Origin of the sequence: Streptomyces sp. WM6386 (assembly GCF_000972385.1) — a bacterium.
In the GTDB taxonomy this organism is placed as follows: domain Bacteria; phylum Actinomycetota; class Actinomycetes; order Streptomycetales; family Streptomycetaceae; genus Streptomyces.
This window is the reverse complement of sequence record NZ_JXTE01000065.1, coordinates 1-14059: the sequence shown is the minus strand read 5'-3', so window position 1 is coordinate 14059 and position 14059 is coordinate 1. Positions and strand designations below refer to the sequence as shown.

Here is a 14059-nt window from a genome sequence, read left to right as displayed (position 1 = left end):
GTGGCGGGGCGGCGATCAGCGGGTTGGGGGCGGGCCGGAGAGCTCGGCGACTCGGCCGTAGGGGACCTCATGCCGTCGGCACCCGCGTGAACCTGCCCGCCGTGTGGAAGTCCCGCTCGATGGCCGTCGCCGTCGCCCGCAGCTCGGGCAGCAGGTCCGTCACGCACTCCGCGGGCGTCCGCCGGGTCGTGTGCATCGCCGTGTTCAGGGCCGCCACCACCCGGCCGGTACGGTCCCGCACGGGAACCGCGATCGAGCGCAGGCCCGCCTCCAGTTCCTCGTCGACGAGGGCGTAGCCCTGGTTCCGTACGTCGGTGAGGACACGGGCGAGCGCCCTGGGGTCCGTCAGGGTGCGGGATGTCAGGGGGCGCAGCTCGCCGAGGGTGCGCTCCGCCGCGGGGAGGTCGGCGAGGAGCACACGGCCCATGGAGGTCGCGTACGCCGGGAGGCGCGTGCCCACGGTCAGGTTCACGCTCATCACGCGGTTCGTCGCGACCCTCGCCGTGTACTGGATCTCCGCGCCGGGAGGCGTCAGCACCGCCAGCGACGCCGACTCGTGGATGCGGGACGTCAGCCCGGCCAGATGCGGTGTCGCGATCTGAGGCAAGGAGGTGCGGGACAGGGGCGGGAAGCCGAGCGACAGCACGCGCGGCGTCAGCGTGAACGTGCGGTGCGCGGTCGCCGTCACCAGGCCCAGGTGCTCGTAGGTGATCAGCGCCCTGCGTGCCGTCGCCCGCGCCAGGCCCGTCGCCTTCGCCACCTCCGTCAGGGTCAGGGCGGCCCGGCCCTCGCCGAAGGCGGTCAGGACCGTCAGACCCCGGGCCAGGGACTCGATGAACTCCCTGCCGAGTTCCTGCTTGGACGCGCCGGTCCAGGTCGCCAGCCCCGACGGGGTCCCGGTCACGGAGGGTTCCGTCTCCCGCAGCTCCCGCTCCATGTCCGCCACCGCCGCCCGCAGCCGCGGCAGCAGGGTGTCGCGCAGGCCTGCCGCGGTGTGCCGGCTGGTGTGGCTCACGACGCTCACCGCGCACGCGATCCGTCCGGTACGGGGGTCCCGTACGGGGACCGAGACCGCCACCAGACCCGGTTCGATCAACTGGTCGTCCAGGGCCCAGCCCGTGGACCGCGTCTCCAGCGCCCGTTGCTCGAACTCCCCTTCCTCGTCTTCGTGTTCACGCGAGGGTACGGCCGGGAAGCCCTGGTCCCGCGGGTCCGCCGCCCGGCGGGCGCGCCAGGCCTGCCACTCCGGCTCGTCCCACTCCGCCGCGAACAGGGCGCCGGGCGCGGTGCGTTCGGCCGGGAGCAGGTCGCCGATGCGGAAGCTCAGGGACATCGCGCGGCGGCGGGTGGCCTGGTGGATGAAGCGGATGCCGTCGCGGTCGGCGACCGCCAGCGACACGGACTCGTCCAACTCGTCGGCCAGCGCGTCCGCCCGCGAGGACAGCGGCGCCGGCAGGCGCAGGGCGGCCAGATAGGCGTTGCCGAGTTCCATCAGACGGGGGGCCAGGAGCACGTCACGGCCGTCCAGGCGGACGTATCCCATGCGTGCCAGCGTCGAGGTGATGCGGTCGACCGTGGAGCGGGCGAGGCCCGTGGCGCGTTCCAGCGCGCTCGGGCTCAGCGTGCCGCCCGCCTCGGTGAGCTCCCGCAGCACGGCGACACCGCGGATCAGCGGCGTGACCGCCTCCGCGGGTACGGCGGCGGAGCCGGTCCATACGTCCATGGTCGTCTTCGCGGGCATCGGCTCTCCGTACGGCGGTCGCAGGAGGCCTACGGTAATCCCGACCTGCCCGTCCTTACCGCCGCGTCACCCGCACCCGGTAGTCCCCGGCCAGATCCGCCCCCGCCACCGTGATCCGGATGCCCTTCCTGCGGTCCTCGAAGTCCTCGCCGGGCGCGAAGGGGGCGTCGGAGAGTTCCGCGTGGACGTTCGGGCTGCGCGTGCAGCCGCCGCTGTCGCGCTCGGAGTCGTAGACCGTCACCGGTCCCATGCCGGTGTCCACGTCCGCGTCGACCTTGTAGATCAGCAGGCCGGGCCGGCACACGGCCTCGTCGTTGCCCTCGCGGGTGCGCAGCTCGACGGCGTACCCGGTGCGGCCGCTGACCGGGACGAAGAGCAGCTTGGCGCCGCCCCGGCGGGCCAGCGGGGTCAGCGTGTACTCGGTGGTGCCCGGCGTCGTCACACAGCTGACCTGGGAGGCGTCCAGCCAGCCCAGCTTCCACTTGTGCCAGCCGAGGAGGTCGTTGTTGGCGCCCCAGTCCTCGCTCATGATGTCCCAGTGGCCGACCGCGCCGCCGCCGCCCGCCGTGTAGAGGTCGGGCAGGCCGAAGACATGGCCGTTCTCGTGGGGCAGGACGCGGTAGCCGGTCTGCCCGTAGGAGCCGGAGCCGTCGTCCTGGCGGGAGTAGACGAAGGACGCGTTGGCGACCGGGACGCCGTCGGCGACCGGGGCGTCGGGGTTGCCGGCGAAGGTCACCGACAGGACCGTGTCCAGCGCGGAGGGGCCGGCGTTCGGGGTGACCAGCACGTTCAGGAAGTCGTACGACCGGAAGTCCACCTTCGGGTCGGCGGCGGCCACGATGTCCTGGACCAGGTCCCGGTAGCCGGGGTCGAAGGGGGCGCCACGCTCTATGCCGTACGACGCGAAGGACTTCGGCATGCGCAGCCACCCGGGGATCGGTGTCTCGGCGCGGTAGTCGAGACGGCCGTAGGAACTGGTGCGGAACCAGTCCCGGGTCTGCGGGAAGAACTCGTCGAAGCGGTCCAGCGCCCTGCCCCGGCCCGGCGCGTCCGAGAAGTCGATCATCAGGGTGAGGGCGCGGACGGTGCCGGTGGAGCGGGAGTAGCCGCCGGAGGTGGGGACGCCCTCCGACATCTGGACCGCGGTGCCGCCGCGGATCATGCAGGGTCCGTGGGCGGAGCCGCGGGCCAGCGCGATCGGTCCGGCCCCGGCCGGCGTGGGCAGCGCCCTGAGGTGCCCGGTGCCGGCCGAGGTGCACACCCCGAGCGTCAGCGCGGTCACGGAAACGAGGGCGGCCAGGCGGCGCGGACGTATCCGACGGCTGGTCTGCTGCATGCACGGCCCTCTCCGTCCACGGCAGCCGCAGGTCCACCAGCTGCACCCTTTCGATCACCCTGTGTCGAAGGGATGCGGGGGCGCGCGCTGGAGGAGACCGAACGTGGGTTCTCGGATCGAGGCTTGTGACTCAGGTCACATGAAATCTCTCGCTCAACCTGAAATAACCGGGGAGCGTCTCCCCGTTTAGACCTGTGTCCGCGCGAAACGGGGAGACGCTCCCCGGATCGCCCACCAGCTGCCCGAGGAGCACACCGTGACCGCGACCACTGTGCAGAAGAAGGTGACCCGGCCCCGTGCCGACGCCCTGCGCAACCGGGAGCGCATCGTCACCGCCGCCCGGGAGATGTTCACCGAGTTCGGCCCCGACGTGCCGCTCGACGAGATCGCCCGCCGCGCCGGCGTCGGAAACGCCACGGTGTACCGCAACTTCCCCGACCGCGACGCACTCGTCCGCGAGGTCGTCTGCTCCGTCATGGACCGGACGACGGAGGCGGCCGAGCTCGCGCTCGCCGAGACCGGGGACGCCTTCGAGGCCCTGGAGCGCTTCGTGCACACCTCCGCCGACGAGCGGGTCAGCGCGCTGTGCCCGATGGTCCAGAGCACCTTCGACCAGAACCACCCGGACCTGGAGGCCTCGCGACTGCGGTGCGAGGAGCTGATCGTGGAGCTCATGGACCGCGCCAAGGCGGCCGGACAGCTCCGCACCGATGTGGACTCCGGCGACCTCATGATCGTCGTGGCCCAGCTCAGCCGGCCCCCGGCCGGTACCGCCTGCCTCCACGCCGACCGCTTCGTCCACCGCCATCTGCAGCTGTTCCTCGACGGGCTGCGGGCCCCGGCCCGATCCGTCCTGCCGGGCACGGCCATGACCATGGAGGACCTGCGCCAGGCCTGACCGATGAGTCCAGAGCTCCACAGCAGTCCATGACGTAACGACGTTCACCGGCCGTCACCGACGACGGACCGTCCCCTTGACACTCCCTTTTTCCGTCACGAAGTCCCGAAGTGGGTATCCCCATGTCTGAAACAGCCTCCAAGGCTCCCGGATCGGCCGCCGTCACCGGCGACCCCAACCGCTGGAAAGCGCTCATCTTCATCGCGCTCGCCCAGCTGATGGTCGTCCTCGACGCGACCATCGTGAACATCGCCCTGCCCTCCGCCCAGACCGACCTGGGCATCTCCGACGGCAACCGGCAGTGGGTCGTCACGGCCTATGCCCTCGCCTTCGGTGGTCTGCTCCTGTTCGGCGGCCGGATCGCCGACCTGTGGGGCCGTAAGAACGCCTTCGTCGTCGGTCTGATCGGCTTCGCCGGCGCCTCCGCGCTCGGTGGCGCCGCCACCAACGAGGCGATGATGTTCGGCGCCCGCGCCCTCCAGGGTGTCTTCGGCGCCCTGCTCGCGCCCGCCGCGCTCTCCCTGCTCGCCGTGATGTTCACGGACGCCAAGGAGCGTGCCAAGGCGTTCGGCATCTACGGTGCGATCGCCGGTGGCGGTGGCGCCGTGGGCTTCATCCTCGGTGGTGTGCTGACCGAGTACATGGACTGGCGCTGGACGTTCTTCGTCAACATCCCGTTCGCGATCGTCGCCGCGCTCGGCGCGTACTTCGTCATCCGTGAGCCCGAGGGCGGCCGCAACCGCAACCCGCTCGACATCCCCGGCGTCCTGCTCTCCACGCTGGGCCTGGTCGCGCTGGTCTACGGCTTCACCCGCGCCGAGTCCAACGGCTGGGGCGACTCCCTGACGGTCGGCATGTTCGTCGCGTCGGCGGTCCTGCTCATCGCCTTCGTCATCACCGAGGCCAAGGTCAAGGCCCCGCTGCTGCCGCTGCGCGTGGTGACCGACCGCAACCGCGGTGGCATCTACCTCTCGCTCGGCATCGCCATCATCGCGATGTTCGGCACCTTCCTGTTCCTCACCTACTACCTGCAGATCGTGAAGGGCTTCTCGCCGATCAAGACCGGCTTCGCCTTCATGCCGATGATCGTCGGCATGATGGTCGGCTCCACCCAGATCGGCACCCGCCTGATGACCCGTCTGCCGGCCCGCGCGCTGATGGGCCCCGGCTTCCTGGTCGCCGCGGTCGGCATGCTCTTCATGACGCAGCTGGAGATCGGCTCGTCGTACGCCTCGATCATCCTGCCCGCGATGCTGCTGCTCGGTCTCGGCATGGGTACGGCGTTCATGCCCGCCATGTCCCTGGCCACCCTGGGCGTCGAGCCCCGGGACGCCGGTGTCGCCTCCGCGATGGTCAACACCTCGCAGCAGGTGGGCGGCGCGATCGGTACGGCCCTGCTGAACACGATCGCCGCGTCGGCCACGACCTCGTACATCAAGGACCACATCGGCTCCGCGAGCTCCAGGTCGCAGCAGCAGCTGGTGGCGCTGGAGGGTCAGGTGCACGGCTACACCAACGCCATCTGGTTCGCCGTCGGCATGCTGGCCCTGGCCGCGGTCATCGTGGTGGTCCTCGTCAACTCCGGCAAGCCCGACACCTCTGTGGTCACCGGCTCCGGCGAAGGATCGGCAGAAGACGGCGCCGAGCTGCCGGTGCCGGTCGTGGCTCACTGAGTCACTGACGACGACCGACAGGTCGTACCCCTTCGGGCTGTTCGTACGTACGGGGACGGGGACGCTCCGAACGTACGAACCCCAGGATCTGCCCTGGTTCTGCTGAGTGAGCGGCTCAGCGGAGCCAGGGCAGGTCCGCACCCGCTTCGTTGGGCTGGAGTCCCTCGGCGACGATCTGCATGATCTCGCCGAGGGACTTCTGCTGTTCCGGGGTGAGCCGGTTGAACACGGCGTTGCGTACGACGGCCACATGGCCCGGCGCGGCCTGCGCGAGCATCTGGCGGCCCTGTTCCGTCAGCACCGCGAACTGGCCGCGCTTGTCGGAGGGGCAGTCCTCGCGCCGCACCCAGCCGTTCTTCTCCAGGCGGGCGATGGCGTGCGAGAGGCGGGAGCGGGTGATCTTCGCGTCCATGGCCAGCTCGGTCATGCGCAGCCGCTGCTCCGGGGACTCGGCGAGCTTGACGAGAAGGCCGTAGTAGACGTGCGGCATGCCCGCGTCACGCTGGAGCTGGCGGTCCATGTGGTCTTCGAGGAGGGTTGTCGCATGGACGTAGGAGCGCCAGACGAGCTGCTCCTCGGCGGTCAGCCAGCGGGGCTCTTCAGCGGTCGGGGATGGGGATGCCGTGTTCATGTTTCCCATCGTACGAGAGCCCTCCTTGAATGTTAAACAAGTTCGACGTACACTTTTTTCGTAAGGCGTTTTAGACTTCAAGCAACACCGCCCGGAGGGAGCCGCAGTCATGTCCGCCGCCACCCAGGAACGCATGCCCGCGCTCTACCTCAGCCATGGCGCCCCACCCCTCGCCGACGACCCGGTCTGGCCCGGTGAGCTCGCCGCCTGGTCCGCGGACCTGCCGCGCCCCAAGGCGATCCTCATGGTCTCCGCCCACTGGGAAGAGGCTCCCCTCGCGCTGGGCGCGGTGGAGACCGTCCCGCTCGTCTACGACTTCTGGGGCTTCCCCGAGCACTACTACAAGGTGAAGTACGAGGCCCCCGGCGCCCCGCGGCTCGCCGAGTCCGTACGCAAGCTGCTGCGCGCTCCGGGCATCCCGGTGCAGGACATCCCCGACCGCGGCCTCGACCACGGCGCCTACGTCCCGCTCGTCGAGATGTTCCCCGAGGCCGACATCCCGGTCCTGCAGATCTCCATGCCCACCCTCGACCCCGTCAGGCTCATGGAGATCGGGCGCAAGCTCGCGCCGCTGCGCGACGAGGGCGTGCTGATCGTGGGCTCCGGGTTCTTCACCCACAACCTGGCCGCGCTGCGGCACACCGGCGGCGGCGTGCCCACCTGGTCCTCGGAGTTCGACGACTGGGGCCGGCGGGCGCTGGAGACGCGTGATGTGGACTCCCTGCTGGACTTCCTGAACAAGGCCCCGGCGGGCCGCTACGCCCATCCGCGCACCGAGCACTTCGCGCCCCTGTTCGTCACCATGGGCGCGGCCGACGTGGCCGGTGAGCTGGACGCGCAGAAGTCCGTGATCGACGGGTTCTGGCTCGGGATGGCGAAGCGGTCGGTGCAGTTCGGCTGAGGCTGAGATCGGCCTACAGCTCCTTCTCGTACCAGGCCACGTCCCAGTACCGCCCGAACTTCCTGCCGACCTCCCGGTACGTGCCGACGTGCCGGAAGCCGAAGCGCTCGTGCAGCCGCGCGGACGCCTCGTTGGGCTGGGCGATGCCCGCGTAGGCGCGGTGCAGGTCCTGCTCGGCCAGCGACTCGAAGAGGGCCTTGTAGAGGAGCGTGCCGATCCCGCGGCCGCCCGTGTGCGGGGCGAGATAGATCGTCACCTCGACGGAGGTCCCGTACGCGGGCTTCGCGCGGAACGGACTGGATGTGGCGTAGCCCAGAATTTCCTGTGAGTCCGCGTCCGCGGCAACTTTTAGGAGATGCGGACCGTCTTCAGGGTGGGAGAGCAGCCAAGGACGACGCTCTTCCGGGGTGAAGACGGTCGTATCGAATGTGATCGGCGTCTCACGTACGTAGTGGTTGTAGATGTCCGTGAGGGCCTTGAGGTCTGCCTCGACTCCTGGCCTGACCTGCACCTCTGTACGTTCCGTTGTCATCCGACCTCCCCGTGTGGCCGCACAGGGTACTGCATGATCAGAAAAATAGAGGCGTGGGTGGGAATTCTGTCCTGATTCCAGTCGTTGTTTCCAACGGATGCAGGGCACCCGAGGACAGTGCCGAAGCAGGCGCCAGGCGTCCACCGGACCACCGCCAGCCCACCATCGCAAGGGAGCACGCATGGCAACCCGTGCCGTCGCCCGTCGTAAGTCCGCCACTGGCGGGACCGACGCGGCAAGCAGTGTTCGCGCCCATGGCGGCGAGATCGCCGACCGCGACCTGGTCGGCATGTACCTCGACGAGATCGCGCGTACACCGCTGCTCGACGCCGCCAAGGAGGTCGAGCTGTCACAGATCATCGAGGCGGGTGTGTTCGCCCGACAGCTCCTCGACGGACACGAGGAGTCCAAGGCGGACGCCACCCGCGAGGAGCTCGAGGCGTTGGTCGACGAGAGCGAGCGGGCCAAGGACGTCTTCATCCGCTCGAATCTCCGTCTGGTCGTCGCCGTGGCCCGCCGCTACCCCCGTGCCGGCCTGCCCCTGCTCGACCTGATCCAGGAGGGCAATGCCGGTCTGGTGCGCGCGGTCGAGAAGTTCGACTACGCCAAGGGCTTCAAGTTCTCGACGTACGCGACCTGGTGGATCCGTCAGGCCATCACCCGCTCGATAGCGGACCAGTCCCGCACCATCCGTCTCCCCGTCCACCTGGTCGAGGAGCTGGGCCGGATCCGCCGTGTGCAGCGCGAGTTCAACCGCGAGCACGGCCGTGACCCGGAGCCCGCGGAGATCGCCGCCGAGCTCGACTCGAACGCCGACCGTGTGATCGACGTCCTGGACTGGGCCCGCGACCCGGTCTCGCTGAACATGGCGGTGGACGACGACGGCGACACCCAGTTCGGCGATCTGCTCGAGGACACCTCCGCGGTCTCCCCGGAGCAGTCGGTGCTGACGCTGCTGCGCAGCGAGGAGCTGGACGACCTGATCGGCCGCCTCGACCAGCGCACGGCCTCCATCATCAAGATGCGTTACGGCATCGAGGACGGCCGGGAGCGCACGCTGACCGAGGTCGGCAAGGAGCACGGCCTGACGCGCGAGCGCATCCGGCAGATCGAGAAGCACGCGCTGCTGGAGCTGAAGAAGCTCGCCCGGGACACCGGGTTCGACGCGGCGGCGTAAGGGCTGGGACACGGCTTGCCTCACGGGCCGTGTGCCCGCGTGCGCCGGGTCGTGAAAGCGGCGCAAACACGGCGGTGTCAGGCCGCTTCAACAGGCAGGACCCTGGGAAAAAGACTTCAGGGCCCATGAGTTCGGGTCCCGGGCGAGAGCCCGGGCCCTCATGACCAAGTCCCGACGCACTCCCCCCGGCGCCGGGACTCTCCGCGAGCCGGACTTCGGCGCTCTCCCCCCGGGTGCCGGGGTCCGGCTCTGCCCTTTTCGCGGCGGCGGCCCACCCGGGAACCGGCGTCCGCGTGGGCTCGCTCACACCGGCAAGCTATGCCCATGTGACACAATCTGCCATCCGGCGGGCATCCCCGGGGTTCAGGTTCGGGGAAGCCCGCCGTCCAGCCTGCCGCGAAGCCGTCCGGCCCCACCCCGGACGCACTCGGCCCGGCCGGGTCACCCACCCGCCGCCCGGCTCAGCCGCCCGCCCAACTCCCGTACGCAGCGCACGAGTTCCTCAGGCTCCCGCACCGTGAACTCGCAGTCCACCATTGCCAGCCGTACCGCCATCCACTCCACGGCATCGCCCACGGTCGTCCGCAGCCGGCACCGCCCGTCCCCCAACTCCTCCGGCGCCCCGAGCCACTTCGGCAGCCGCGCCGCGATGTGGGAGGCCGGCGCCTCGAAGGTCACGTCGATCCCGTACGTCTCCTGCCGCCGGTGCATCGACTGCCGCAGATACTCCGCCGCACTCCCCGTCGGCAACTCCCGCGGAGCGAACCGCGCCCCGGTCGCGAACGGCTCGCTCACCCGGTCGACCCGGAAGGTCCGCCAGTCGGTGCGATCGAGGTCGTAGGCGACGAGGTACCACCGCTGCCCCGTCGACACCAGCCGATACGGCTCGACCACGCGCCGCGAGTCGACCCCGTCCTTCGCCCGATAGGCGAACCGCAGCCGCTCGTGACCGGCCACGGTGGAGGCCATCACGGTCAGCGTCTCCGGCGCGATGCTCGCCCCGTCCCCGCTGGTCAGCGGTGTGGTCGCGGCCTGCAGGGTCGACACCCGCCGGCGCAGCCGAGACGGCAGCACCTGCTCCAGCTTCGCCAGTGCCCGTACCGACGCCTCGTCGACGCCCTCCAGCGCGTGCCCGGCCCCGGCCCGCAGCCCCACCGCGATCGCCACCGCCTCCTCGTCGTCGAGGACGAGCGGCGGCATCGCCTTCCCCGCGACCAGCCGATAACCGCCGTCGGCCCCCTTCGTCGCCTGCACGGGATAGCCCAGCTCGCGCAGCCGGTCGATGTCCCGCCGCACGGTACGGCGGGAGACGCCGAGGCGGTCGGAGAGCTCGCCTCCCGGCCATTCCCGCGGGGTCTGGAGGAGCGAGAGGAGCTGGAGGAGCCGTGCCGGGGTGTCCGTCGTCATGAGTTCGAGGATGCCGTAGAACTAGGACACGATCTGACCTAATGCGGTCGTAGCTTCGGGACATGACCTCCACCGAACCCTTTGTGGACAGCCGGACAAGCCAGCCGTCCCAGCCCGACCGTCGTCGCTGGTTCGCCCTCGCGATCGTGATGACCGCGGCCTTCATGGACCTCGTCGACGTCACGATCGTCAACATCGCGATTCCCTCCATCCAGGCCGAGGCGGGCGCGTCCGTCAGCCAGATCCAGTGGATCACCGCCGGCTACGCGCTCGCCTTCGCCGCCGGTCTCATCACCGGCGGACGGCTCGGCGACATCCACGGCCGCAAGCGGCTGTTCCTCTTCGGCATCGGCGGCTTCACCCTCGCCTCCGCGCTGTGCGGCTTCGCCGCGAACCCGGAGATGCTGGTCGCCGCGCGGATCCTGCAGGGCGCCATGGCGGCGCTGATGGTGCCGCAGGTGCTGTCGATCGTGCACGCGACGTTCCCGGCGCACGAGCGCGGCAAGGTCTTCGGGCTCTTCGGCGCGATCGTGGGCCTGGGTGCCGTGTCCGGACCGCTGCTCGGCGCGCTGCTGACGGAGTGGAACCTGTTCGGTCTGGAGTGGCGACCGATCTTCCTCATCAACCTGCCGGTCGGCATCGCGGGCCTGATCCTCGGCAGCCGCTACATCACCGAGTCCAGGGCGCCGCGCGCGCTGAAGCTGGACCTGGTGGGCGTCGCCCTGGTGACGCTGGGTCTGCTCATGCTGCTCTACCCGCTGACCCGCGGCCGTGAGCTGGACTGGCCGCTGTGGGGGTATCTGTCGATGGGCGGCGCGCTCGTCGTCTTCGGGGCGCTGGTGGCCTACGAGCGGCGCAAGAGCGCTCGGGACGGCTCCCCGCTGGTCGAACTGTCGCTGTTCAAGGTGAAGAGCTTCGCGGCCGGCATCGCGGTGCAGACCGTGTTCGGGATCGGGCTCGGCATCTTCTTCCTGGTGTGGACGCTCTACATGCAGACCGGTCTGGGCTGGCGTCCGCTGAAGGCGGGTCTGACCGGTGTCCCGTTCTCGATCGCGGTCTCCGTGGCGGCCGGCCTGTCCGTGCAGAAGCTGGTCCCGCGCTTCGGCCGCAAGGTGCTCCAGGCGGGCGCGCTCACCATGGCGGCGGGCGTCCTGCTCTACCTCTGGGAGGCCGACCGCTACGGCATGTCCATCGCCCCCTGGCAGATGGCCCTGCCCCTGGTCGTGATGGGCGTCGGCATGGGCCTGATCTTCGCCCCGCTGACCGACATGGTGCTCTCGGGCGTCCCGCGCGAGCACGCCGGCTCGGCGTCCGGTCTGATCAACACCGTGCAGCAGATGGGCAACGCGCTCGGACTCGGTCTGGTCTCGGTGGTCTTCTTCGGCACGATCGCCGACGATCTGCGGCCCGTCGACGTGGGTCCGGCCTTCGTGAACGCCTTCCAGCACGCGCTGTGGTGGGTGGCCGCGGTGATGGGCGTGATCTTCCTGCTGATGTTCGCGCTGCCGAAGCGGGCGGAGCGGCACGTGGAGGGGGCCGAGGCGCCGGAGGGGGCCGTGGGCCCGGTGGGGGAGAAGGAGCCGGAGCTCGTCTGAACGCAGGGGAAAAGGCCCGGCACCTGGGTTCCACCCGGGGCGCCGGGCCTTCCGTATGCCGTGAGCAGGCCCGACGGACCGTCCTGGGGCGGGCCGGAAGTCCGTTCATGCCTGACCTCCAGGCCCGTTCATGTCCGACTGATGCCCGAACCTGTTTACTTTCTGGAAATCCGGGCGTAGCCTCCGAGCGAAACCACAAGTTCGGGCATCGGTCGGGAGCGACCGGACGTTGAGTCGGAGGCGAACGGACATGTACGCACCGGAGCGGCAGCAGGAGATCCTCCGGCTCGCGCGTGACGGCGGGCGGGTGGACGTGGTGTCGCTGGCCGAGGAGTTCCAGGTCACCGCGGAGACGATCCGCCGGGACCTCAAGGCCCTCGACCGGGCGGGCCTGCTCCGCCGGGTGCACGGCGGTGCCATCCCCGCCGGGCGCCTCGACTTCGAGCCGGACCTCGCCGAGCGCGAGACGACGGCGGCCGACGAGAAGGACCACATCGCCAAGGCCGCCCTCGCGGAGCTGCCGACCGAGGGCACCCTGATCCTCGACGCCGGCACGACGGTGGCGCGCCTCGCCGCCGCCATCCCGCTGGAGGCCTCCCTCACCGTCGTCACGCACAGCCTGCCGATCGCGGCCCGCCTCGCGGACCACCCCGGCATCCAACTCCACCTCGTCGGCGGGCGCGTGCGGCACCGTACGCGCGCCGCCGTCGACGCCTGGGCGCTCCGCGCGTACGGAGAAATCCGAGCCGATGTCCTTTTTGTGGCGGCCAATGGCTTCTCCGCCGACCATGGCCTGACCACCCCCGACCTCGCCGAGGCCGCGGTGAAGCGGGCGGCCGTGGCCGCCGCCCGCCGCGTGGTGCTGCTCGCCGACTCCGCCAAGCACGGCCAGGAGCACTTCGCCCGCTTCGGCGACCTGAGCGACGTGGACCTGCTGATCACCGACAGCGGGCTGAGCCCCGAAGACGCCCTCGCGATCGAACGCGGCGGCACGGAAGTAGTGCGCGCATGATCCTCACCGTCACCCCGAACCCGTCCCTGGACCGCACCTACGAGGTCCCCTCGCTCGACCGTGGCGAGGTCATCCGCGCCACCGGCGAACGCATGGACCCGGGCGGCAAGGGCGTGAACGTCTCGCGTGCCGTGGCGGCCGCGGGGCAGCGCACGGTCGCGGTACTGCCCCTGGGCGGTGCGCCGGGGGCGCTCGTGGCGGATCTGCTCCACGCGCAGGGCATCGAGGTCGCGCCGGTCCCGGTCGCGGGCGCCACCCGCTCGAACATCGCGCTCGCGGAGGCGGACGGGGTGCTCACGAAGATCAACGCGCCGGGTCCCGAGCTGTCGGCGGAGGAGCAGGAGCTGCTCCTGGAGACGGTGCGCGCGCAGTCGCGCGACGCGGACTGGATCGCGTGCTGCGGGAGCCTGCCGCGGGGGCTCGCGCCGTCGTGGTACGCCGAGGTGGTCGCGCGGGCGCACGCCGGAGGCGCGCGGATCGCGCTGGACACCTCGGGGCGTGCGCTGCTGGAGGCGCTGCGCGAGCGGCCCGACGTGGTGAAGCCGAACGCGGAGGAGCTCGCGGAGGCCGTCGGGCGCCCCCTGGCGACGGTGGGCGACGCGGTGAAGGCGGCCGAGGAGCTGCGCGAGATGGGCGCACGCGCCGTGCTCGCGAGCCTGGGCGCGGACGGACAACTGCTCGTGGACGGCGCGGGCACCTGGTTCGCGAGCGCGCGGGTGGACGTCGTCCGCAGCAACGTGGGCGCCGGCGACTCCTCCCTGGCCGGCTTCCTGATCGCCGGCGGCAGCGGCCCGGAGGCACTGGCCTCGGCGGTCGCGCACGGCGCGGCGGCGGTACAGCTGCCGGGCAGCGTGATGCCGACGCCGGGCGACCTGGACCCGGCAGCGGTTTCGGTGACAGCCGAGGTGCCGGTGGACCGTGTGCTGAAGGAGCCGGTGTCATGAGCGACCTGACGGCTTCTACGACGGTGTCGGCGCCGGTGGCGCGCGGCGCAGGTACGACGGTGTCGGCGCCGGTGGCGTGCGGCGCACCCTCCGGTGAACCGGCCATGAAGCGGCGAGGCTCCCCGTTACCCGCCGCGGCCTGCGGGCGGCAGGGCCACCTGAGCCGCCCTGCCGCCCGGTGGGGGCGGGGCTTCCCCGGCTCCGCCCCCACC

At 70.9% G+C, this 14059-nt stretch carries 13 protein-coding genes; 8 read left to right on the top strand and 5 right to left on the bottom strand.

The window, feature by feature from the left end; translation table 11 throughout:
- Positions 1 to 67: 67 nt before the first annotated feature.
- Together TN53_RS31585 and TN53_RS31580 are read right to left on the bottom strand one after the other, a co-directional pair.
- Complete coding sequence (locus TN53_RS31585) at positions 68 to 1741, bottom strand: IclR family transcriptional regulator domain-containing protein (protein ID WP_046262166.1); 1674 nt, start codon at positions 1739 to 1741, stop codon at positions 68 to 70.
- Positions 1742 to 1796: 55 nt separating this feature from the next.
- A complete protein-coding gene (locus TN53_RS31580) occupies positions 1797 to 3077 on the bottom strand; it encodes a M6 family metalloprotease domain-containing protein (RefSeq protein WP_046262165.1) in 1281 nt (426 codons plus the stop codon).
- A 256-nt stretch (positions 3078 to 3333) separates the two neighbouring features.
- On the opposite strand from TN53_RS31580, the gene TN53_RS31575 reads away from it, so the two are divergent.
- Positions 3334 to 3975, top strand: a complete 642-nt coding sequence (locus TN53_RS31575) for a TetR/AcrR family transcriptional regulator (protein ID WP_199924676.1) — start codon at positions 3334 to 3336, stop codon at positions 3973 to 3975.
- A gap of 122 nt (positions 3976 to 4097) precedes the next feature.
- Positions 4098 to 5648 (top strand): MFS transporter, encoded by a 1551-nt coding sequence (locus TN53_RS31570; protein WP_046262163.1) that lies wholly within the window; start codon positions 4098 to 4100, stop codon positions 5646 to 5648.
- Between the two features lie 115 nt (positions 5649 to 5763).
- Here the strand turns inward: TN53_RS31570 and TN53_RS31565 are convergent, their stop codons facing one another.
- Positions 5764 to 6279: a MarR family winged helix-turn-helix transcriptional regulator gene (locus TN53_RS31565; RefSeq protein ID WP_046262193.1), complete on the bottom strand. Its 516-nt coding sequence runs from the start codon at positions 6277 to 6279 to the stop codon at positions 5764 to 5766.
- Positions 6280 to 6388: 109 nt separating this feature from the next.
- Here TN53_RS31565 and TN53_RS31560 point away from each other — a divergent pair, with 109 nt between their 5' ends.
- Entirely contained in the window at positions 6389 to 7180 is a 792-nt protein-coding gene (locus TN53_RS31560; RefSeq protein WP_046262162.1) for a dioxygenase, read from the top strand.
- A 13-nt stretch (positions 7181 to 7193) separates the two neighbouring features.
- On the opposite strand, the gene TN53_RS31555 is transcribed toward TN53_RS31560, so the two are convergent.
- Positions 7194 to 7712, bottom strand: coding sequence for a GNAT family N-acetyltransferase (locus TN53_RS31555; protein ID WP_046262161.1), 519 nt, complete (start codon positions 7710 to 7712; stop codon positions 7194 to 7196).
- A gap of 181 nt (positions 7713 to 7893) precedes the next feature.
- Between TN53_RS31555 and TN53_RS31550 the strand changes: the two genes are divergently transcribed.
- Positions 7894 to 8889 (top strand): sigma-70 family RNA polymerase sigma factor, encoded by a 996-nt coding sequence (locus TN53_RS31550; RefSeq protein ID WP_046262160.1) that lies wholly within the window; start codon positions 7894 to 7896, stop codon positions 8887 to 8889.
- 441 nt (positions 8890 to 9330) lie between these two features.
- Here the strand turns inward: TN53_RS31550 and TN53_RS31545 are convergent, their stop codons facing one another.
- Positions 9331 to 10296 (bottom strand): helix-turn-helix transcriptional regulator, encoded by a 966-nt coding sequence (locus TN53_RS31545; RefSeq protein ID WP_046262159.1) that lies wholly within the window; start codon positions 10294 to 10296, stop codon positions 9331 to 9333.
- A 62-nt stretch (positions 10297 to 10358) separates the two neighbouring features.
- On the opposite strand from TN53_RS31545, the gene TN53_RS31540 reads away from it, so the two are divergent.
- From TN53_RS31540 to TN53_RS48540, 4 genes are all read left to right on the top strand, one after another.
- Positions 10359 to 11891 (top strand): MFS transporter, encoded by a 1533-nt coding sequence (locus tag TN53_RS31540; protein WP_046262158.1) that lies wholly within the window; start codon positions 10359 to 10361, stop codon positions 11889 to 11891.
- 250 nt (positions 11892 to 12141) lie between these two features.
- Entirely contained in the window at positions 12142 to 12903 is a 762-nt protein-coding gene (locus TN53_RS31535) for a DeoR/GlpR family DNA-binding transcription regulator (RefSeq protein WP_046262157.1), read from the top strand.
- Entirely contained in the window at positions 12900 to 13847 is a 948-nt protein-coding gene (pfkB, locus tag TN53_RS31530; protein WP_046262156.1) for a 1-phosphofructokinase, read from the top strand. The genes TN53_RS31535 and pfkB overlap by 4 nt, the downstream gene beginning before the upstream one ends.
- Positions 13844 to 14059, top strand: a 216-nt coding sequence (locus TN53_RS48540; RefSeq protein WP_234441741.1) for a hypothetical protein, incomplete at its 3' end; no start/stop codon positions are given. The genes pfkB and TN53_RS48540, both read left to right, overlap by 4 nt.

Excerpts from the sequence above, each read along its gene's own strand:
- TN53_RS31585 (WP_046262166.1), bottom strand. The coding sequence starts at position 1,741 with ATGCCCGCGAAGACGACCATGGACGTATGGACCGGCTCCGCCGCCGTA.
- TN53_RS31580 (WP_046262165.1), bottom strand. The coding sequence starts at position 3,077 with ATGCAGCAGACCAGCCGTCGGATACGTCCGCGCCGCCTGGCCGCCCTC.
- TN53_RS31570 (WP_046262163.1), top strand. The coding sequence starts at position 4,098 with ATGTCTGAAACAGCCTCCAAGGCTCCCGGATCGGCCGCCGTCACCGGC.
- TN53_RS31565 (WP_046262193.1), bottom strand. The coding sequence starts at position 6,279 with ATGAACACGGCATCCCCATCCCCGACCGCTGAAGAGCCCCGCTGGCTG.
- TN53_RS31560 (WP_046262162.1), top strand. The coding sequence starts at position 6,389 with ATGTCCGCCGCCACCCAGGAACGCATGCCCGCGCTCTACCTCAGCCAT.
- TN53_RS31555 (WP_046262161.1), bottom strand. The coding sequence starts at position 7,712 with ATGACAACGGAACGTACAGAGGTGCAGGTCAGGCCAGGAGTCGAGGCA.
- TN53_RS31550 (WP_046262160.1), top strand. The coding sequence starts at position 7,894 with ATGGCAACCCGTGCCGTCGCCCGTCGTAAGTCCGCCACTGGCGGGACC.
- TN53_RS31545 (WP_046262159.1), bottom strand. The coding sequence starts at position 10,296 with ATGACGACGGACACCCCGGCACGGCTCCTCCAGCTCCTCTCGCTCCTC.
- TN53_RS31540 (WP_046262158.1), top strand. The coding sequence starts at position 10,359 with ATGACCTCCACCGAACCCTTTGTGGACAGCCGGACAAGCCAGCCGTCC.
- TN53_RS31535 (WP_046262157.1), top strand. The coding sequence starts at position 12,142 with ATGTACGCACCGGAGCGGCAGCAGGAGATCCTCCGGCTCGCGCGTGAC.
- pfkB (WP_046262156.1), top strand. The coding sequence starts at position 12,900 with ATGATCCTCACCGTCACCCCGAACCCGTCCCTGGACCGCACCTACGAG.